At 65.2% G+C, this 20,504-nt stretch carries 16 protein-coding genes; 5 read left to right on the plus strand and 11 right to left on the minus strand.

The features are described from left to right. Positions 1-27: 27 nt before the first annotated feature. Genes ACE3TH_RS02605 through ACE3TH_RS02620 form a run of 4 tightly spaced genes read left to right on the plus strand, consistent with a single transcriptional unit; the run spans position 28 to position 4,245 of the window. The gene (locus ACE3TH_RS02605) at positions 28-441 is read left to right on the plus strand and encodes a c-type cytochrome (protein ID WP_374597024.1); all 414 of its coding nucleotides are present in this window, start codon (positions 28-30) and stop codon (positions 439-441) included. Continuing rightward, positions 434-1,399, plus strand: a complete 966-nt coding sequence (coxB, locus tag ACE3TH_RS02610) for a cytochrome c oxidase subunit II (protein WP_374597026.1) — start codon at positions 434-436, stop codon at positions 1,397-1,399. Before ACE3TH_RS02605 ends, coxB begins: the two co-directional genes overlap by 8 nt. Then, entirely contained in the window at positions 1,396-3,936 is a 2,541-nt protein-coding gene (locus tag ACE3TH_RS02615; protein WP_374597028.1) for a cbb3-type cytochrome c oxidase subunit I, read from the plus strand. The genes coxB and ACE3TH_RS02615 overlap by 4 nt, the downstream gene beginning before the upstream one ends. A 3-nt stretch (positions 3,937-3,939) precedes the next feature. Continuing rightward, positions 3,940-4,245, plus strand: coding sequence for a hypothetical protein (locus ACE3TH_RS02620; protein WP_374597030.1), 306 nt, complete (start codon positions 3,940-3,942; stop codon positions 4,243-4,245). A gap of 527 nt (positions 4,246-4,772) precedes the next feature. Here the strand turns inward: ACE3TH_RS02620 and ACE3TH_RS02625 are convergent. The 6 genes from ACE3TH_RS02625 to ACE3TH_RS02650 all read right to left on the minus strand — a co-directional run bounded on the left by ACE3TH_RS02625 (position 4,773) and on the right by ACE3TH_RS02650 (position 13,690). Next, on the minus strand, positions 4,773-6,422 hold the full coding sequence (locus ACE3TH_RS02625; protein WP_374597032.1) for a carboxylesterase/lipase family protein: 1,650 nt from the start codon (positions 6,420-6,422) through the stop codon (positions 4,773-4,775). Next, positions 6,419-7,732: a spinster family MFS transporter gene (locus ACE3TH_RS02630; RefSeq protein ID WP_374597034.1), complete on the minus strand. Its 1,314-nt coding sequence runs from the start codon at positions 7,730-7,732 to the stop codon at positions 6,419-6,421. Before ACE3TH_RS02630 ends, ACE3TH_RS02625 begins: the two co-directional genes overlap by 4 nt. 36 nt (positions 7,733-7,768) lie before the next feature. Continuing rightward, on the minus strand, positions 7,769-9,019 hold the full coding sequence (locus ACE3TH_RS02635) for a serine hydrolase domain-containing protein (RefSeq protein WP_374597035.1): 1,251 nt from the start codon (positions 9,017-9,019) through the stop codon (positions 7,769-7,771). After that, a complete protein-coding gene (locus ACE3TH_RS02640) occupies positions 9,012-9,716 on the minus strand; it encodes a TetR/AcrR family transcriptional regulator (protein WP_374597111.1) in 705 nt (234 codons plus the stop codon). Before ACE3TH_RS02640 ends, ACE3TH_RS02635 begins: the two co-directional genes overlap by 8 nt. Positions 9,717-9,789: 73 nt before the next feature. Next, positions 9,790-11,379, minus strand: coding sequence for an AMP-binding protein (locus ACE3TH_RS02645; protein ID WP_374597037.1), 1,590 nt, complete (start codon positions 11,377-11,379; stop codon positions 9,790-9,792). A gap of 133 nt (positions 11,380-11,512) precedes the next feature. Beyond that, the gene (locus ACE3TH_RS02650; protein WP_374597039.1) at positions 11,513-13,690 is read right to left on the minus strand and encodes a TonB-dependent receptor; all 2,178 of its coding nucleotides are present in this window, start codon (positions 13,688-13,690) and stop codon (positions 11,513-11,515) included. A 179-nt stretch (positions 13,691-13,869) separates the two neighbouring features. Here ACE3TH_RS02650 and ACE3TH_RS02655 point away from each other — a divergent pair, with 179 nt between their 5' ends. After that, positions 13,870-14,784: an SDR family NAD(P)-dependent oxidoreductase gene (locus ACE3TH_RS02655; protein WP_374597041.1), complete on the plus strand. Its 915-nt coding sequence runs from the start codon at positions 13,870-13,872 to the stop codon at positions 14,782-14,784. Positions 14,785-15,167: 383 nt separating this feature from the next. Here the strand turns inward: ACE3TH_RS02655 and ACE3TH_RS02660 are convergent, their stop codons facing one another. The 5 genes from ACE3TH_RS02660 to ACE3TH_RS02680 form a co-directional block, all read right to left on the minus strand. Beyond that, entirely contained in the window at positions 15,168-16,142 is a 975-nt protein-coding gene (locus ACE3TH_RS02660) for a sodium-dependent bicarbonate transport family permease (RefSeq protein ID WP_374597043.1), read from the minus strand. A gap of 153 nt (positions 16,143-16,295) precedes the next feature. Continuing rightward, positions 16,296-16,721 carry a response regulator gene (locus ACE3TH_RS02665; protein ID WP_374597045.1) on the minus strand — a complete coding sequence of 142 codons (426 nt, stop codon included), beginning with the start codon at positions 16,719-16,721 and terminating at the stop codon, positions 16,296-16,298. Further along, positions 16,718-18,661, minus strand: coding sequence for an ATP-binding protein (locus tag ACE3TH_RS02670; protein WP_374597047.1), 1,944 nt, complete (start codon positions 18,659-18,661; stop codon positions 16,718-16,720). The genes ACE3TH_RS02665 and ACE3TH_RS02670 overlap by 4 nt, the downstream gene beginning before the upstream one ends. Further along, a complete protein-coding gene (locus ACE3TH_RS02675; RefSeq protein ID WP_374597049.1) occupies positions 18,658-19,278 on the minus strand; it encodes a response regulator in 621 nt (206 codons plus the stop codon). The genes ACE3TH_RS02670 and ACE3TH_RS02675 overlap by 4 nt, the downstream gene beginning before the upstream one ends. A 1-nt stretch (position 19,279) precedes the next feature. Continuing rightward, positions 19,280-20,371 carry a sensor histidine kinase gene (locus ACE3TH_RS02680; RefSeq protein ID WP_374597051.1) on the minus strand — a complete coding sequence of 364 codons (1,092 nt, stop codon included), beginning with the start codon at positions 20,369-20,371 and terminating at the stop codon, positions 19,280-19,282. Between the last annotated feature and the right edge of the window lie 133 nt (positions 20,372-20,504).

The raw sequence follows: 20,504 nt of genomic DNA on the forward strand, positions 1-20,504 counted from the left end.
TTGCGGATTGGTCCGGATGGAGGGGCCATGCATCATGACGATCAGCAGCGGAGAGGACGGGGCGTCCGGCTGGCAGCAGTCACGACCGCACTGCTCGGGCTGCCGCTCGTCGTCGGCTGTGCGGACAAGCGCGAACAGCCCCGCGCCCTCACGGGTGCTGAAGCCATTGCGGGCAAGGCTGTGATCGAGCGGGTTGGCTGTGCCGCCTGTCACCGGATCCCCGGGGTGGCCTGGCCCCAGGGCACGGTCGGTGGTTCGCTCGACGGGTTTGCTGACCGATCGATGATCGCCGGCCGGTTCCCCAACCAGCCCGAGACCTTGGCGGTCTGGGTGAGGAGCGCGCCGTCGATGAACCCCTCTACCGGAATGCCGGCCATGCCCATCACGTCCGAAGAAGCTCGAGACGTGGCGGCTTATCTGTATACGTTGGACCATGACTGAACCGATAGAAGGCCTCCAGGGCTGGCCTCCACCCGCGCTCGACCCGGCCGGACCCTTCGCCGGCCCTGTCAACACCCTGTCCTGGGTCCTGATCGTCATGGCCGCCAGCGTGTTCCTGATCGTCATGCTTGCCCTTGGCGTCGCCCTGTTCGGGCCGCGCTCTTGGCGCCGGAGGATCGGGGGCCAGAAGGTCCTCTGGACGCTAGGCCTCGCCTTCCCGACCGTCGTGCTGTCGGTCCTGCTGGTCTGGGGCCTGAGCCTGACCCGCGAGCTCAGCGCGGACCCCAGGCCCGGCGAGATGCGCGTACGGGTGACGGGCGAGATGTGGTGGTGGCGGGTCGCCTATCTGGACGGCCAGGGACGGGAAGCATTTCAGGACGCCAACGAGGTCCACATCCCTATTGGGCAGCCTGTGGTCTTCGAGTTGGAAGCGGCGGACGTCATCCATTCCTTCTGGGTGCCGCGTCTGGGCGGCAAGATGGACATGATCCCCGGACGCCGGAACATCCTTCGTCTCCAGGCGGATGAGCCCGGCTCCTACGGCGGTCAGTGCGCTGAATACTGCGGCGGGCCCCATGCCCTGATGGGCCTGATCGTGGTTGCCCACACGCCCGAGGACTTCGCCGCATGGCGCGCGAAGCAGGCGGCTCCCAGCCGCGGTCTTCAAGTGACCGCCCTGCCCTCTTCGGCGGGTCGACAGGTCTTTTCGCAAGCGGGGTGCGGTGCCTGCCATTCCGTCGCTGGCACCGAGGCCAACGGCCAGGCCGGACCCGACCTCAGCCATGTGGGATCGCGCCGCACGCTGGGCGCGGGCATCCTGCCCAATAACCAGGGCACAATGGCCGGCTGGATTTCCAACAGCCAGGCCATCAAGCCCGGCAACCGGATGCCCGCCTATCCGGTGCTGACCGGCCAGCAACTGCGTGACGTCTCCGCCTACCTCGAGAGCTTGGAATGACCGAAGCCAAGAGCGAGACCGGCTTCGACCCCGAGCTCTACAAGCGATTTCCGACCAGTGGTGAGCGGCCGGAAGACGAGCTCGAAAAGCTCGAAAAGATCTGGTGCGGTCCCAAGGGCTGGGAGTGGATCACCGTCATCAACAACAACTACGTCGGCGTTTATTACATCGGCGCGGCGATGCTCTTCTTCGTGCTGGCGGGCATCCTGTCGCTGTTGATGCGGACCCAGCTGGCCCTGCCGCTGAACGGTTTCCTGGAGCAGGAGACCTACAACCAGCTGTTCACCATGCACGGGACCATCATGATGTTCCTGTTCGCGGTGCCGGCGGTGGAGGCACTGGGCGTGCTGCTGCTGCCCCAGATGCTGGGCGCGCGCGACCTGCCGTTTCCCCGGCTCAGCGCCTATGCCTTCTGGGCCTACCTGATCGGCGGCCTGGCCTTTTTCTGTTCGATCTTCTTCGGCCTGGCGCCGAATGGCGGCTGGTTCATGTATCCGCCCCTGACCTCGATGACCTATTCGCCGGGGATCAACGCCGACTTCTGGCTGTTGGGCATCGGCTTCATCGAGATCTCGGCCATCGCGGGGGCCATCGAGATCATCGTGGGGGTGCTGAAGAACCGCGCGCCGGGCATGACGCTGGACAAGATGCCGATCTTTGCCTGGGGCATGCTGATTTTTGCGTGCATGATCATCATCGCCTTCCCGTCGGTGATCCTGGCCACGACCCTGATGGAGCTGGAACGGGCGTTCGGCTGGCCCTTCTTCGATGCGCTGAAGGGCGGCGATCCTCTGCTGTGGCAGCACCTGTTCTGGTTCTTCGGCCACCCTGAGGTCTACATCATCTTCCTGCCCGCCGCGGCCGCCATGTCGACCATGGTTGCGGCGGTCGCGCGCACGCCCCTGGTCGGATACCGGCTGGTGGTGCTCGCCATGATCGCGACGGGTTTCATCAGCTTCGGCGTCTGGTCGCACCACATGTTCACGACCGGCATGCCGTCGATCTCGATCGGCTTCTTCTCCTCGGCCTCCATGGCCGTCAGCCTGCCGGCCGGCATCCAGGTCTTCGCCTGGATCGCGACCATCGCCGCCGGCCGCATGCAGTTCTCGACCCCCGGCCTGTTCGTGCTGGGCTCGCTGACGGTCTTCGTGATGGGCGGCCTGACCGGGGTGATGGTGGCCATGGTGCCCTTCGACTGGCAGGCGCACGACAGCTATTTCATCGTGGCCCACCTGCACTATGTCCTCATCGGCGGCATGGTCTTTCCCTTCTTTGCGGCGATCTACTTCTGGACCCCGATGTCCTCCCGGCGGCCGCTCAGCGAGCGGCTGGGCAGATGGGTCTTCTGGCTGATGTTTGCGGGCATCCACGTCACCTTCCTGCCCATGCACCTCACCGGCCTCATGGGCATGCCGCGCCGGGTCTATACCTATCTGCCGGACCGGGGCTGGGATATCCCCAACATGATCTCGACGGTCGGCGCCTTCCTGTTCGCGGCGGGCGTCTTGATCTGGATCGTCGACATGATCCGCAACTTCCGTCCCTTCGGCCCTAGAGATGCCGGCAATGTCTTCGAGTCCGGCGGTCTGGAATGGCTGCCGACGGGCCTCTACTCCACCCGCAGCATTCCGATCGTGACCACCCGCTATCCCCTCTGGGACCAGCCCGATCTCGCCCGCGACGTGGAAGCCGGCCGCTACTTCCTGCCTGATGCCCCGACCGGCGACCGAGAGACCCTGGTCACCAGCCCCCTGACCGCCGAACCCCAGTATCTGCAGCGGATGCCCCGGCCGTCGGGCTGGCACGTCTGGGCGGCCGTCTTCACGGCGGCCTTCTTCCTGCTGCTGGTGATACAGGCCTACTGGGTCTCGGCTATCTGCGGCGTCCTGGCCATCTACTGCATCTTCCAGTGGTGCTGGTTCCTGGACCGGCCCCGTGTCCAGCCCGAGGTCGATATCGGCGCGGGCATCCGGGTGCCCACCTATATGAGCGGGCCTCGCAGCCACGGCTGGTGGGCCATGGTCATCACCCTGGTGGTCGCCGGGATGATCCTTGTGATGACGGCCTTCTCCTACGTCTTCCTGTGGAGCCGCAATCCGCTGGCGTGGGTCGCGCCGCCCTCCACAGGGCTGATCACCACCGCGATCCTCTACGTCCTCGCAATCATCGGGGTCCGCGCGTCCAACGCCGCCTTGGCTCTGGACCGGCCGCGCAGCCCGGTCATCGCCACCGGCCTGATGCTGACCTCCCTCGCCCTGATCGGCGGCGGCTGGACGATCGATCTGGCCGGATGGATGGCCACGGATCTCAGGCCCCAGGTGTCCGGTCAGGGCGCGACGGTTTTCTTTTTCCTGTCCTGGCAAGGCTTCTTTGTCTTTACCTCGGCAATCATGGGGCTCTATGCCCTGCTGCGCTGGATCAGTGGTCATGTGGAAGCGGGGCGGCCGTCGACCTTCCAGCTCATTGGCCTCTTCCTCGGCTATACGGCGGTCCAGGGACTGATCTCTGTTCTGCTCACTCGCCTGTTTCCGGGCTGACGAATGCAGCGCTGGCTCTACATGCTGGGAGGCCTTCTCGTGTGGGCCGTCCATTTCGTCGGGGTCTATACGATCGCCAGCATTGGGGACGTGGTCTCCGATGCGGACGCCCCCACCTGGCGTCTGATTGGTCTGACGTTTAGTGCCTTTTGCGCCATGATCGCCCTCGGACTGCTTATCCACGCGCTACGACGCGCTGATGGCGGCACCGACACCATCGATCTGGCCAATACCCTCGCCCGGCTCGGAGCCTTTCTCGCCCTGATCTCGATCATCTGGCAGTCGCTGCCGACCGTCGTGGGATACTGACGCTCCCCCCTCCCCACCAGCCTTGCACGGGCGATCGTCCCCTTCAGCCAGGCTTGGCGGCACAGACCTGCCGAGATAACGCTCGCTATGGTCTCGTCTGCCCCAACTTAGCCAGCCGCAAATGCGGTACGCATAGCGTTTCCGGCATAGGCAAGGGCACCAACCCGTTTCGCTACTTCGAGAGCTCAGCCAAGGTCATTCGGCTTGTGGTGATGATGTACGTTAGATGCCCACTGTCGCCGCAGAACCTGGAAGACCTATTGGCCGACAGTGGCATCGACATCTGGGACGAGACGGTGCTGCTGTGGTGAAACCGCTACGGTCCCATATTCGCCGCCGAGATCCTCAGCAAGCGGGTCCCGAAGATGCTCGCCAGATAGGCTCTGCGCCCTCCGCCCTCACTCCGCGCAGTGGAGACAAGTTCGCGCCAGACTGAACGCACCGCCACCCAGTCCTTTGTCGTTAAACAATGCACCAGGGCTGACGCGGAGACGCGCGACCTGACTGCTGTGACGCGCCGATCGTCTTCAACAGTTCAGTGCGCCAAGGTTCGGCGAAAAAAGTCCTGTGTTCCAGTTCCAGGCGAGGTCGCCGCTCGCGCGGCGTCGGCACATGGCCCGCTCATGCAGCTCGAACATGCCGGGGAGAAGGTCGTTTGCCGGGATTGGCGTGCTGCGAAACGTCACATAGGCCTCAGTGGAGCCATAGGCGGGCCAGTCCGCCTGAGCGGCCAAGGGGCGACCTGAGCGTGCGAAGCTGATCCAGTAGTCGATCATGGTGTCAGACAAGGCGCGCTCGGACGCGGTGTCCGGGATCTTCGGCCAGAGCGGCGGCGTGTTGTTCAGCGTGCCGAACACATAGGGAAGCTCGCTGGCGTGAAAGGCGTGAAGACCGGCCTGGTCCATCGCCGGATAGCCGTGGTCGAACAGATACAGGAACGAGGGGTGGCCCCTTTCCGTCTGCGACCGGACCAGACGTTCGGACGTCCAGCCGTAGAGGGCGTCGCGCGTCGTCGCCAGAATGCTCTCGCCCATGTTGGACGATGGATAGAGCGCCAGGAAATCGTCGGCCAGATCGCCGTATTTCTCGCGGATGATCCGCTCGTACTCGGCGGCGCTGCCGGGAACAGGCGGGGCCAGCATGCGCAGGGAGCGGATTTCGCCACTGTTGAACCCGGCCAGAACGGGAACGGTAGCCTGCTCCCCCCGATCGAATGTGTCCACCAGCTGCCGCGGCAGGACCACGCCATCCACCACGCCGAACGGCGCGAACCCCGCCATCACCGATGCATCGGTCAGGGTCTGGGCATTCATGCTGCGCAGCACGCGAAGGCTGGGGGCCTGGAGGTTGCGCGCCAGGGTGGCTCCGGCCGTCTCGGCGGCGGGCATGCCGTGCGCGGCCGTCTTCAGCTCGGGCGCGGAGATCATATAGGCGCTCTGTGCGATCGCCTTGTGGAACAGACCCTTCGCGAGGGGCGAGGTCATCAGATAGAGGACGCTGAGCCCGCCAGCCGACTCGCCCGCGATCGTCACATTCGACGGATCACCCCCGAAGGCGGCGATGTTCTGCTGGACCCAGCGCAGGGCCTGGATCTGATCCATCAGACCGTAGTTGCCGGAGATGCCGACCGGCGATTCCGCGCTGAGGTCCGGATGGGCCAGATAGCCCAGCACGCCGAGGCGATAGTTTATCGTCACGACGACGGCCCCTTCTTGAGCCCACGCCGCGCCGTCGTAATAGACCTCCTTGCTGGAACCGGCGACCAGGGAGCCGCCGTGGATCCAGACGATCACCGGCGCTTCGCGGGCCGCATGTGGCGACCAGATGTTCAGCGACAGGCAGTCCTCGCTCGTCGCCCCCAGGCTGTTGGAATAGATGTGCGGCGCGCCCGGCGTCGGCTGGATGCAGGCCGGACCGAAGTCGGCGGCGTCCTTGACCCCCGACCAGACCGGAGCGGGCATGGGGGGCCGCCAGCGATAGGCACCGGTCGGCGGAGCCGCATAGGGCAAACCCTTGAAAACGCGGATGTCGCCCTGAAGCCGTCCTCGAACCACTCCGGCCGGCGCGGTGATGGTCGGGCGATCCTGAGCGGCGGCCGCCGTCGCCGAGAAAAGGCCGGAGCCCGCTAGGATCGAAAGCCCCCCGATGGCGGCCGCCAATCTGCACCGCCCGGTCATTGCACACCTCCCACACGCGAGATGTCCCGGCGCAGAAGCCGGGCGAGCCCCAGAAACAATCCGATGGCGACGAGATAGACCGGCGTCAGGGCATAGAGCGCCAGTTGCAGCGAGTTGGTCGGATGGGCCGTGCTGAAATAGTCGCTGGCGAAACCCACGAAGGTCGGGCCGACCCCCATGCCGATGAAGTTCATGATCAGCAGCAGCAGCGCGCCGGACATCACCCGCTGATCAGGCCGCACCTCGGACTGGACGAAGGCGACGGAAGACGAGAGGTAGAAATAGTTCAGGAAGGTCGGGAAGCTGAGAAACGCCAGCGCCAGTGGCCAGCTGGGGGCCCATAGAAAGGCCAGATAGAAGGGTATGGCCAAAGTCAGGGAGATGGCCGGCAGGAAGGCATAGGCCTGTTTCGAACGGCGTGTGAACCGGTCGATCAGCCAGCCCGAGGCGAAGATGCCCGCGCTCATGCCGACGCCGACGACGATGGCGTACCACAGGGCGACATCGGCCAGGGTCATGCCCTTCTCGCGCATCAGGAACAGGGTGGCGAAGTTGCCCAGCCCATAGGTGATGATCTGGGTGATGCCGCTGCCCAGCGAGGCCAGAACAAGCGTCGGGCGCGAGAAGAACATTCGGAACGTGCCCCAGAAACTGGCCTTGGGCGCTTCCGGTGCCAGGGCCGGATCAAGTCCGCCCCGCTTCGGTTCCTTGACGATGAGCATCAGCGCCGCAGCCGCCACCAGCCCCACCACCCCGATCACCACGAAGGCGGCTCGCCAGCTGAAGGCAGCCGCGACCGATGCCCCGAAGGCGATGCCGATCGCCGCGCCGATGGGCGGCCCCAGGTTGTAGAGGCCCAGAGCCATGCCTCGGCGACCGGGCGGGAAATAGTCGGTGATGATGGCATAGGAGGGTGGCACGCCCCCGGCCTCGCCAAACCCGACCGTCATGCGCGAGACCGCCAGCTGGCCAAAGTTGCGCGACAGTCCGCAGGCGATGGTCGCCGCGCTCCAGATCCCGCAGGCGATGGCCAGCACCGCCACGCGATTGGTCTTGTCCGCCAGCCAGCCCACCGGGATGGCGATGAAACAGTAGAAGAAGGCGAAGTACAGCCCACCCAGCAGGCCCAGCTGTCCATCGCTGATCTGTAGCGTGTCCTGAATGGGCTTGGCCAGGATCGACAGCAGCTGGCGATCCAGAAAGTTCAGCACATAGATGAACCACAGCGCCCCCAGAGCCACCCAGGCGCGGGTCCCGACGGAGGGTCTGGCGATGACCGGCTCCGAGCCGATGGCCGTATCGTGGGTCATGAACGTTTCCTCGGTGAAGCGGACCTTGGGGCCCGTCTATTTTTCAGGATGGGTAAGAGCGGCGTAGACAAGGGTGCGGGCGCGACCGCGAAAGATCTGGCTGACCGGATCGGCGACGCGCTGGATCAGGCCGACGAAGACGACGTCGTTTTCGGGATCGACCCAAAACCAGGTCCCCCCGCCCCCACCCCAGGCCAGGGTGCCGCGGCCCTCCGACACGCCCAGAGCCTGCGGATCGCGCACGATGGAAAAGCCCAGGCCGAAGCCGAATGCGGGATTGAAAGTCAGCAGCCGTAGCGGATTGGTTGTCTGCAGCACCGCGTCCGGAATGGCATTGGTCGCCATCAGCGTGACCGTTTCGGGTGCCAGAAGCCGCACGCCGTCCAGCACGCCGCCGTTCAGGATCATCTGGCCGAAACGCGCGTAGTCCATCGCCGTCGAGACCAGCCCCCCTCCCCCGCTCTCCATGGCGATCGGGGCGATCACATCGTGCACGGGAATGTCGAAGGCATGGGTCGCCGGCTTCAACGCCCCGGTGCCGTCGTCGGCATACAGGGTGACCAGCCGCTCGGCCTTCTTTGGCGAAATCCGGAACGCCGTGTCGACCATGCCCAGTGGGCCGAAGACGCGCGACTGAAGAAAGTCGCCCAGGCTCTGGCCCGTGAGCCGCTCAATGATCAGGCCCTGAAGATCCGAGCCGACGGAATAGAACCATTCGCTGCCCGGCTGGAACATCAGCGGGATTCTTGCCGCCCGCCGTGCCAGATCGTCCAGGCTGTCAGCTGTCAGCACGCCGGCATCGCGATAGGCCCGTTCGATGGGGTGGACGTCGAACAGGCCGTAGCCGAGGCCCGAAGTGTGGCTCATCAGTTCGCGCATTGTGGGCGCACGCAGGGCGGGCTCTGTTGCCAGCGATCCGTCCGCCTGGACGCCCGCATAGACGGGCTGACCCTCGAACTCTGGCAGGAAGCGGGTGATGGGATCTTCGAGGCTCCACCGACCCTCTTCGAACAGCATCATCATGGCGACCGACACGATGGGCTTGGTCATGGAGTAGATGCGGAACAGGGCGTCAGGCGACAGGGGCTGTGCGTCGTCCAGCCGGGCCGATCCAAAGCTTCTGAAGTCCGCAATCCGGCCATGCCGCATCAGCAGGGTCGTGGCCCCCGCGATCTGGCCCGTAGCCACCAGGTCCGCCATCCAGTCGGCCATCTGGCCCAGACGCCCGGAATCGAATCCGACGTCTTCGGGCCGAGCCGTGACCGGAAGGCGGAGGGGCTCAGCCATCGGGGGCCGCAAGTCGCCGCTGGGCCGCGCGGCTTTGGCACATGCCGATAAAGCCGTGCGCCATGAAGGTGGCCATCCGGGCCTTGATGGCCTCGAAGTCGTCGGACTGGCACAGACCGCCCGACAGGTGATCGATCCGTCCGGTCCGGGCCAGGCTGAGCGTCAGGGCGCCGGTCACGAAGTGATAGCCCCAGAAGATGTCCTCCTCGGCACAGTCCGGCAGGGCCTGCTTCAGCAGGCTGATCAGCCGCAGGACGACAGGGTCGAACAGCCGGTCCATGACCTCGGCCCCCCAGGCCGGGGTGTTGTTCAGCTGCGCGCTCAAGGCCCCGAAATAGCGCCAACCTTCTCCGCCGGTGGAATAGGTGTCCAGGTCGGTGTCCAGGAACGCCCGCAGCGCGCCCTCCACCGTCGGCTTGCCCCCGGCCGCCTGTTCATAGGCATCTAGGGCGTCCATCCGGCGGCCGCTGGTGACCGGGGCGCGGCGCGCCATCACCTTGTCGAAGACGTCCTGCTTGTCTTCGAAATAGTAGTGGATCAGCGACTTGTGGACCCCGACCTTGTCGGCGATATCCTTGATCGTCACCCCGTGCAGACCGTGCTGAGAGAAAAGCTCCTCGGCGGCGTCGAGCAGTTGTTCCAGGCTTTCGGCACGCTGTTCGGCCTTGCGGCGTGGCTTGCGGACGGGCTGGGTCATGACGGGAACCTCAAGACGGTTCGGCACGCCCTGAAACTGGCGCACCGACTCATGGACGGCGATGCCGATCATCCTATGCGCCCCCGTATGTGGCGCGAAGCTGCGTCTTGTTGATCTTGCCCGTCGCGGCCAGGGGCATGGCCTCGACCCGCACGATCCGCTCGGGAATCCACCAGTCGGCGACCCGCCCCTTCAGGCTGGCCTTGAGCTCGGCATCCTCTACCACCTCGCCCTGGGCGGCTTCGATGACCATCAGGGGGCGTTCGCCCCATTTGGCATCCGTCTGGCCAATGACGGCGACCAGGCCGATCGACGGCAAGGCCCCGACGATCTCCTCGATCTCGACCGGGTTGATCCACTCGCCTCCGGACTTGATCAGGTCCTTCGACCGGCCCGCCAGATGCAGGTTTCCGTCATGGTCGATCATCGCCAGATCGCCCGTGTCGAACCAGCCGTCGGCATCCAGCGCGGGCTGGGACGCGCCGTAATAGCTCTGCACGACACTGGCCCCGCGGATCTTCAGATGCCCCTCGGTGTTGCGCTGTTCCGGCAAAGGCTCGCCGGCTGCGTCCGTCAGCAGCAGATCCAGTCCCATGGGCGGACGACCCGCGCCCCGCGCCGAACCGCCCGCCTGGTTACGTGGCGAAATGGTGCCTAGGGGCGACAGTTCCGTCATGCCCCAGCTGGTCTGGACCGTGACGCCCAGCCGGCTTTCCATCCGCTTCAGCAGGGCATCGGGACAGCTGGAGCCCCCGATGATCACCCGCTCCAGACTGGGTGTCTCGGCACCTGTGGCATCCAGATGATCCAGCAGACCCAGCCAGATTGTGGGCACACCCACCGCCACCGTCACGGCGTGACGCGCGATCAGCCCGCCCAGACTGGCCCCATCCATCGCCCGTCCCGGCAGGACCAGACTGGCTCCGACCGCTGGCGCGGCAAACGGCAGGCCCCAGGCATTGGCGTGGAACATCGGCACGGCCACCAGCACCATATCCTCGGCCGTCAGGGCCATGGCGTCGGCCTGAAGCGCGCGCAGGGTGTGCAGATAGTTGGACCGGTGGGTGTAGCCGACCCCCTTGGGCGCGCCGGTTGTTCCGGAGGTGAAGCACAGCCCGGCCAGCGCTCGCTCGTCGATCTGTCCCCACGGCACCGGACGTCCGGCCGACGCCAGGAGGTTTTCGAGCCCCATCGTGGGAAGGGCAGACTGTGACGCCCAATCGTCGTCGTCGAGCACGATAAGGCGCTCCAGATGCGGACACCGGGCGACCAGCTGATCCGTCAGTTCGCCAAGCCCTGCCCCGACCACCAGCAGGCGATCCTCGGCCTGAACGATCATGGCCGCCAGCTGATCGACCGTCAGACGCGGGTTCAGAGTGTGACAGACCAGGCCCACGCCCATGGCCGCGTACCAGACCTCCACATGATGCCGGGTGTTCCAGGCCAGGGTGGCTATACGGTCGCCGGGCTGCAAACCCAGAGAGAGTAGAGCCCCGGACAGCCGGTTCGCCCGCTCGCGCACATCGGCATAGCCGGTTGTCGTGTCGTTGCCGCCCTCTCCGGCCGTGACCACCCGCGCCCGGCCATGCCATTTCGCCCCGTGGTCGAGAAACCGATCCACGGTCAGGCCATAGTCCTGCATCAGGGCCGGGTACCGGTCCATCAGACGACGCCGCCTGTGATTTCAGAAGCCTGCAAGCGGGCGAAAGCCATATCAGCGGGGGTCCAGGGTCAGGGAAAGCAACGCGATCAGATCGAGGGAGGGAGCAACGCAGGGCCGCCCCCTCACCTGCCGATCAGAACGTCCTCATCAGGTTGATGCCGAACTGGCGCGGCGGTCCGGCATAGCGCAGGCCCGCATTGATCGCGGCGATATAGGTCTGGTCCGTCGCGTTCACGGCATAGGCCGCCAGGATCCAGTCCTTGTGCGCATAGGTCAGCTTCAGATTGACGATGTTGCGCGCCTCCAGCCGGTCACCCAGCGCCTCATTGTTGAAGATGGAGGTGAAGGCCTCGCCGATGTGGGCATAGTCGATGCGCGGCGACAGGGTGGCCCCGTTGCCGAAGGTGAAGTCGTACTGGACCCCGGCACTGAACGTCAGTTCCGGCGCATAGCTCTGGTTGTTGCCATCCAGGTTCTGACAGTTGGCCGTCGCCGGTCCGGTCAGGGGATCGCACAGCCCCGTGCGGCTCACGCGCGGATCGGCGGCGAAGAATTCGCCCAGTTCGGAGTTGGAAACCGAGATCGCCGCATCCAGCGCCCAAGGCCCGAAGCGGGCTTGAGCCGACCCCTCGATCCCCATCAGGATTGTGTCGTCCGTCACATTGGCGATGGAGTTGAACAGCGGCACCTCGGGGTCGCCGATGATGACCTGGAAGTTCTGATAGACCATGTAATAGGCCCCCAGCTGCGTGCGCAGCTGGCCGTTCATCAGGGTCGACTTCCAGCCCAGCTCGTAATCGGTGACCTCTTCCGCCTCGAAACTGCTGGCCGGTACGTAGAAGTTGGGCGCGTTCAGGCCGCCCATCTTGTTGCCCGTGGCGACGAAGCCGTAGAAGAAGTTGTTCTCGTCCAGCTTGTAGTTGACGGTCAGCTTGCCCGTGACCTTCTCGTCCTGCACCTCGTCGTTCTGCAACAGCACCAGTCCGAAGGCGGGATAGGTCGTGTAGACATTATCGTTGGTCGAGGTGGATTCAGCATATCGGGCCCCCACCTGGACCTGCAGGCGGTCGCTGAAGTCATAGCTGATCTGGCCGAAGACCGCCTTGGTCTCCTTGGGCGTCTCGCCGAAGATGTAATAGTCGACGACACCCTCGGGGAAGCCGACGTGATAGGCCCCTTCCGGGAAGGTCGTGACGGGGAAGACCACGTCGTCGTATTGGTAATAGGCTCCCAGCAGCCATTTGAAGCGCCGGTCGTCGGGCGAGATCAGATTGATCTCCTGCGAGAAGACCTCTTCCTCGACCCGGTCGTAGAAGGTGTTGTTCAGCGCCGAGGTGCCGTCCAGATCGGTCGAAAACTCGCTGATGCCGTCCTGATAGCCGGTGATCGACCGCAGGGTGATGCCATTGTCGAAGACGTAGCTGGCGTTCAGCGAGACCCGGGCGAACTCGTCGCGGCCCGAATGCGGGCCATTGGCCGTGATCTTGAAGGGGTCGTTGGTCGAAAGCGCCGGATCGGCCGGATATCCACCGAAGTCCAGATCGTTGTAGTCGCCCTTCAGCAGGATCCGCAGGGCCGGCGTGGGCGTCCACAACACGCTGGCGCGGAAGCTGCGCGTATCGACCTGGCCGGGCGTGCCGGTATAGGGGCCGGTGATGTCGTGGAAGCTGTCGCGAGTCTCGGTGTTGAAGGCGAAGCGGGTGGCCAGGGTGTCGGTGATCGGCACATTGACGGCCCCCTGGAACTTGACGTTCTCATAGTTGCCCAGCTGGCCCATCAGATAGCCGTTCACATCCGTGAAGTTCGGATTGCGGGCGGTGATGAAGACCGCACCGCCCGTGGCATTGGCCCCGGCGAAGGTGCCCTGCGGGCCGCGCAGGACCTCGACGCTGGCGATGTCGTAATAGGGCTCGGTCTGGAAATAGCCCGGGAAGGCGGCCACGCCGTCGCGATAGGTGATGACGCCGACGCCGACCGCCGTGGTCGGCTCGGACTTGCCGATGCCGCGCACGTTGAAGAAGTTGCCCTGGCCGTAGTTCTGGACCGTGGTGGACGGGGCCACGAACTGCAGCTGGTCCAGCGAGGTAACGCCCCGATTTTCCAGGTCCTGGCCGCTCAGCACTGTGGCGGCCACGGCCGTTTCCTGAAGGTTGGACGTCCGACGCTCGGCCGTCACGACGACGTCCTCGATCGTCGAGATCTGCTCGGTCGCCTCAGGATCCTGAGGCGTGGTCGGTGCCTGTTGCGCATGCGCCGCGCCGGTCCACAGCAGGACGGCAGCAGATGTCGTGGTCCAAAGCCTGCGGCTCATGTCGATCCTCCCTCGATGTTCCCTCGGCGTTCTGACGACGCCATGGGGTGACCGTTTCACCAAACACCATCTGTGTCAATCTTCACTAGCCGCCTGGTGAATATTGACCTTTGCGACAGGATGAGGTCTGCCTGCCCTTTTCGACACATCGTCCGGAAGCGGGACAAGGGAAGACATCCATGAGCATTGACCTGACGGGACGCGTCGCCATCGTCACAGGGGCTGGCGGAGGGCTGGGACGCAGCCACGCCCTGGCTCTGGCCGCCCATGGCGCGCGCGTCGTCGTCAATGACATGGCCGCCGACGGTGCCAATGCCGTCGTGAAGGAAATCGTGACCGCCGGCGGTCAGGCGTCCGCTGTCGTCTGCAGCGTGACCGACCGGCAGGCGGTGGACGAGATGGTGGCAGACACCGTCGCGCGCTGGGGTTCGATCGACATCGTGGTCAACAATGCCGGCATCCTGCGCGACCGCACCTTTGCCAAAATGGACCTGGACGATTTCCAGCTGGTGGTCGACGTGCACCTGATGGGCTCGGTCAATCTGACTAAGGCTGCCTGGGCGCATATGCGCGATCAAGGCTATGGCCGGATCGTCTTCACAACTTCATCGTCGGGTCTCTACGGCAACTTTGGACAGGCTAACTATTCCGCCGCAAAGATGGCTCTTGTCGGCCTGATGCAGACCTTGGCTCTGGAGGGCGAACGCCATGGCATTCGCGTCAACTGCCTGGCCCCGAGCGCCGCAACGCAGATGACGCAGGGCCTTTATTCCGAGCATGACCTAAAAAATCTATCTTCCGATCTAGTCAGTCCGGGCGTCGTCGCCCTAGTCGCTGACGACGCTCCCAGCCGCGTAATATTGCTCGCTGGATCGGGAGCGTTCGAACAAGCCCACATTACAATGACCTGTGGCACGTTTATTGGACGCGCGGCCGACGCCGCCGCGAAGGTCCAGGCCCAGTGGGCAGCGATTGCAGATCGAACCAATGAGTACGTGCCGACCTCAGGAGCGGCCCAGTATCATCATGAAGTCAATCACCCGGCTAGGCCAATGGAGCGCATTGGCGAACTCCATCAGCCGGCTTCCCGCTGAAGCCTGCTCGCAGGCTCTGCTTTGCACAGAGCCGAGCAGAGACCTGTTGGCGTTGGACTGACAGCGCCGCCACCGGCCCGAACAAAACAAGGCCTCCAAGCGACGGCTGCCTATGGGTCAGTTTTCTTGCAGAAAGGTCAGATCAATCCGGACTGCTCAAGCGGCCAGGCGCTGCCCTATCCGGTCATATACGGGCTAGTAACGCCATCGGTCGCCGGCGTCGTGGAGGGTCTGGAGTTCGGTGTTGATCCTATCCGCGTCAAAAAAAAGAGCCGTTCGCGTTTACCACCCGCTATGTCCCAGTAGACGAAGACTTGGCTATCCAAACATGGTCGCTGGGGTCGCACGGCTACCCCCCTACGCTGTCGGGGCCTTGAGCTCGATTACGTCCAAATCCAAGTGGTTGCGGCCGTGTAGAGCGCGATTCCCGCAATCAAGTTGAACGGGAAGGTTATGGCTAAGGCGGCCGTGACGAAGACCCCCGGATCGGCTTCTGGCGCGGCCAGGCGCATGGCCGCAGGAACGGCGATGTAGGACGCTGAACCCGCCAGAATGGTCAGGAGAGCTGCATCCCCCACCTCAAGGCCTGCCAAGCGCGATAGACCCAGGGCGAGTGCGGCGGAGACCAAGGGAAAGACCACCGCAAAGCCAATGATGCCGGGGCTGAGTTTGCGCCCCCCTTCCATCAACCGTCGTGCTGCCGTCAGGCCGATGTCCAGCAGGAAGAAACAGAGCGCGCCGTGGAACAGGGGTCCGACAAACACGTCCAGCCGCGACAGACCCTCCTGTCCGGAAATCAGCCCGACGATGAAGCTGCCCAGCAGCATGACGGTGGCGGCACCGACAAATACCTCCCGCAGGATGGCCCTTCGCCGCCCCGGCTCGCGCCAGCCTGCACCATTCAGCACGATCAGCGCCGTCAGGATGGCCGGGGTCTCCATCAGAGCGAGGACGGCCGCCATGTAACCCCCAGCGGTCAGCCCGATCGCGGCAAGGTGCTGCTGCCCGGCTGCAAAGGTCACGACCGAGACCGAGCCATAGGTCGCTGCCAGGGCGCACAGGGTGGGCCTATCCAAGCGGATCATCCTGCGCAGAACCAAGATCGCGAGCAGCGGCATGGTGGCGCTCAGCCCCAGACCCAGGGCCGCCGCGGTGAGGAAATCGCCGTCCAGGCCCGCCGCCCTGGCCTCCACCCCGCCCTTGAACCCGATGCAAAGCATCAGATACAGCGAAAGCGCCTTAGCCACCGGCTCCGGGACAGCCAGATCAGACCGCGCCAGCGCGGCCAGCGCGCCTATGAAGAAGAATAATATGGCGGGTGAAGTCAGCAGCGACAGGCTGGCGGAGAGATCAAGCATTCAGGGCCCCTTGTAAAAAACACCCGGCCTATGGCTTCGTCTCCGGAGGCTACCCAGTTTATTAGATTGATGGACGCTATAACGGAATCAAATGGCACGCTGCTTCCAACGCGCGCCGGCCTCGCGGCTCTAGTTGATGCTTCCGGCGCGGCGTCACCGGGTCTGAAACCGTCGCCGCGTATCCAACAAAACCCAGCTGCGCATCAGCAGTTCGCCGACGTCATAGGGTTTGAGAAGGACGTCGTTAGCACCGAGTGACAAGGCCCGAAGGCGGGCGTTCATGGTCGAATCGGCAGTCAGGACGAGGATGGGCAGGTAGTCGGTGTCGGACGTCAGACGCCGGAAACTCTCCAGGAACTCGTAACCGTCGAAGCCTGGCATCATGAGGTCCAGCAGCACCAGATCAGGCGGTGTCGCGGCGAAGTCGGCCAGGGCCTCGCGGGCATTCAGAAAGGTCACGATGTTGGTGAAGCCCTCGCGCCGGAACGCCCGATCGACCAGGCTGAGGTTGGCGGCCTCGTCGTCCACGGCCAGGATTCGGGCGGCTTTTACGAGGGGATCATGGGGAACGATCTTCACGAGGTCACTTCCGTCGGCTGCTCGCTGCGAGGCAGGGTCACGGTGAAGACCGCGCCCGATCGGCCCTCGCGGGCGCGATAGTTGATGTCCCCGCCCTGAGCGCGGGCAAGGCCCTGCGAGAGGGTCAGGCCAAGACCGGATCCGTCGACGCCGCTCCAGCGCTCGGCATCCAGACGATCGAAGGGCGTGAACAGGCGGTCGACCATGTCCGGGGATATGCCGGGTCCCTCGTCGGACACCGTGATGCAGACGTTCGCCCCGCACGGCGCGACCTCGATCTCCACCACACCGCCACGGGCCCCGTATTTGATCGCGTTGGACACCAGATTGAGGATGATCTGCAGGGTAGCGCGCCGGTCGGCCATCACCGACAGTTCGCCGTCTGAGGCCGTGCGGATTTCAACACCGGCGGCGGCTGCCTGAGGGCCTGTCAGGCTACGGACGTCCTCGATGAGGGGCCGGATTGCCACCGCCGTCGGGCTGAGCGCATGGCCGCCCGCCTCGATCTGGGCGATGTCCAGCACCTCCTCAATCATCGCCCGCAGGTGGGCGCCCGCCTTGCCGATCTGATCCACGGCATGGACCTGATCGTCGGTCAGGGTTTCGCAATCCATATCGAGCAACTGATTGAACCCAAGCATAGCTGTCAGGGGTGTACGCAGTTCGTGGCTCATGCGCGACAGAAAGTCGGTCTTGGCCCGACTGGCGCGTTCGGCCTCTGCACGGGCCTGGCTCAGGGCTTCGTCCGCCCGGCGGCGTTCGGTCACGTCGCGCGTCACCTTCGAAAAACCGGTCAGGACGCCGTCATCGTCGTAAAGCGCCGTGATGACGACATTGGCCCAGAAGCGACGGCCGTCGCGGCGCAGTCGCCAGCCTTCGTCCTCCACGCGACCCTCGCGGCGCGCGACCTCCAGAAGCCGCGCCGGCGTCTCGGCGCGGGTGTCCGCCGGATAGAAGGTCGAGAAATGCTGGCCCAGAATTTCGTCGGCGGACCAGCCCTTGATCCGTTCGGCACCGGTGTTCCAGCTCACGACCCGCCCATCGACGTCCAGGGCGAAAATACCGTAGTCCCTCACGCCCTCGATAACGCGGCGATAACGTTCCTCCCCCTCCTTCAACGCCGCCTCACGCGACCGCAGCAGGGCGCTGGCCTGCGAGAGCCGACGCGCCAGGCCGCCGATCTCGTCGCGGGCCGCGTCGGGGGTGTCGAGCGGTTCGCCGCGTTCCAGACGCTCTGCCTCCCGTTCCAGCCCGCGCACGCGCCGCACGATGCCGGTGAACAGCAGCTGGGCCGCGGCCAGACCACCCAGAAGGCCGACGCCTGCAAGGACGGCACTGAGGCTCCAGGTCCGCCTGCGCTCGTCATCGGCCTTGGCCTGGCGCTGTGCCAGAAGCTCGGCCTCGCGGGCCTGCATGGCCTCGATCTCGGCCCGCAGCTGGTCCAGCACGGCCTTGTTGGCTATCAGGGCCCGGGTGACTTCCGGAGCCTGAAGCCCGATCGAGGTGCCGGCACCGGGCATGGCCGCCAGCTGGGCCAAGCCCTCGCGCTTCTGGATGACCAGCTGATCGACGCGCTGAAGCCGCTGCCGAATCTCACCGTCCCGTGCCGTGCGGCGAAGGCGGTCGAGCGTATCGGGCAGCAGCGCCTCGGCTTTAACATAAGGCTCCAGGAATGCTTGCCGCCCGGTGAGCCGGTATCCACGGACACCGCTGGCGGCCTCGGCCAGCAGGGCATGCACTTCGTGGATATCCCGCTGGATCGCAAAGGTCAGGCGGACCTGTGCCTCGGCCTCGGCCTGGGCTCTCCCTGACAGGTGAAGGCCCCCGATACTGGCCAGCAGAATGGCGAGCGGCAGGGCGACCACGATCAGACCCTTCGCGCCCAGACCCAGGTCCGCCCAGGCCGCTGCCAGGCCGGTTCGACGTCTCAGGCGCGTCACGATTGCGCTCGCGTCGCCAGAACAGCGGCCTGGGTGCGATCGGTCACATTCAACTTGGCGATCAGCTTTTCGACATGGACCTTGACCGTGCCCGGACCGATCCCCAGCGCCCGGCCGATCGCCTTGTTGGTCAGCCCCTGCGCCACCAGTTCCAGCACCTGATGCTCGCGCGGGGTCAGTCGGGAAAGATCACTGGGCGACGGCCCGGCGGAGGGCGCGATGGCGAGACGCAGGAGGTCTCCGGGCAGGGCCGTGCCGCCGGAGCCGACCGTCCGAATGGCATGCAACAGGTCCTCGCGCCCCGCATCCTTTAAAACATAGCCTGTCACGCCTGCGGCCAAGGCACTACGAACATACTCCGCCGTATCGTGCAGGGTCAGCATCAGAACCCGCGTCGAGCCTGCCGCCAGGATGAGACGCGCCGCTTCCAGACCCGTCATGCCCGCCCCGAAACGAATGTCCAGAATGGCCAGATCGAGGCCGCCTTCCGCGCAGGCGGCGACTGCTGCCTCGCCTGACGCGACTTCCGATACGACCTCAAGGTCGGGTTCCCGGTCGATGACGGCCCTCAGGCCGGCGCGGGTCAACTCATGATCGTCCGCGATCAGTATGCGCATGTCACAGACCCGCCACAGGAACGGACGCGCGGATGCTGAATCCACCGGCGACGGGCCCCGCCTCCAGCCGTCCGGCGACCTCTGCAAGCCGCTCGCGCATGATCTCCAGGCCGAAACGGGCGGCGGACGGATCGCCTGTACTCGGAGAAGCCGTGCCCCCCGATGTCAGCACGGAAAGCACTATGGAACTTCGATCCGCCGACACCGCAAGATCGAGGGTGACCGCCGCACCGGGTGCATGTTTGGAGGCGTTGTTGAACGCTTCTTGGCCAACCCTGAACAACAGGGTCTCCAGCCAGCCGGGCAGACGTCTGCCGAGGCTATCCGCGACCGTAACTTGATGTCCGGCGCTCTCAAGCTTGCTCGCCTCCTCCCTCAGGGCCGCGACGACCCCGAGGTCGTCAAGGCTGGGCGGGCGCAGTCCCGCTATGACGCCGCGCAGATCGGAAACCGCCGTGCGGGCGATACGGACCAGGTCCTGCAGCCTTGCGGCCGCCGCCTCATTGCCGGGCGGCAAATCCAGATGGACCAGTTCAAGATGGCGGTGCAGACCGGACATGGTCTGGGCCACGCCGTCGTGCAGATCGGCGGAGATCGCCGCGCGTTCCCGCTCCTGAGCGCTGACCACGCGCGACAGCACCTGTTCGAGCTCCTTTTCCCGCGCCGCGAGGCGATGGATCAGTTCGGCCTCCTTGCGGCGCTGCAGTTCTACCGTCAGCCGGGCCTCGATCATCTCGACCAGCAGACTCAGCGCTGCCGCATCCTCCTCGTTCGCAAGTGTCTGTGGATTGGACGGGGCGGAAAACAGCAGGCTGACGCCGACCCGGCCCCGCTCGGCCAGCGCTTGCAGGGGTATGGCCAGGTCCCCGTCGGCGACCGTGAGCCCACCCTCGACCAGCGAGCCCGTTCTGAAGCCGGCGAACCGCGCCGCCTTCAAGGCGGCCCTGTCGATCGCCGCATCAAGACCATCCCGGTCGGCGGCCGCCAGATCGCGGCTGACCTCGATCAGCAATTTCAGCCGGGCAGCGCGCGCCTGGGAGTCGCGGAACAGGGTCCGGACATCCAGTCCCGATAGCGTACTGTCTGCCTGCACACGTCGCTCCTCCTTGACCGGTTCTGTTCTACCAAACCGGCGAGCCGCTGTCGTATGCCATATGGCATAGGTCGTGCGGCCAGCCGTCAGGCTGATGTGCGTCCGACCGTGAAGCCGCACCTTGTCGTCATCG

It is taken from the genome of Brevundimonas sp. (assembly GCF_041919755.1).
Classification (GTDB): Bacteria; Pseudomonadota; Alphaproteobacteria; order Caulobacterales; family Caulobacteraceae; genus Brevundimonas.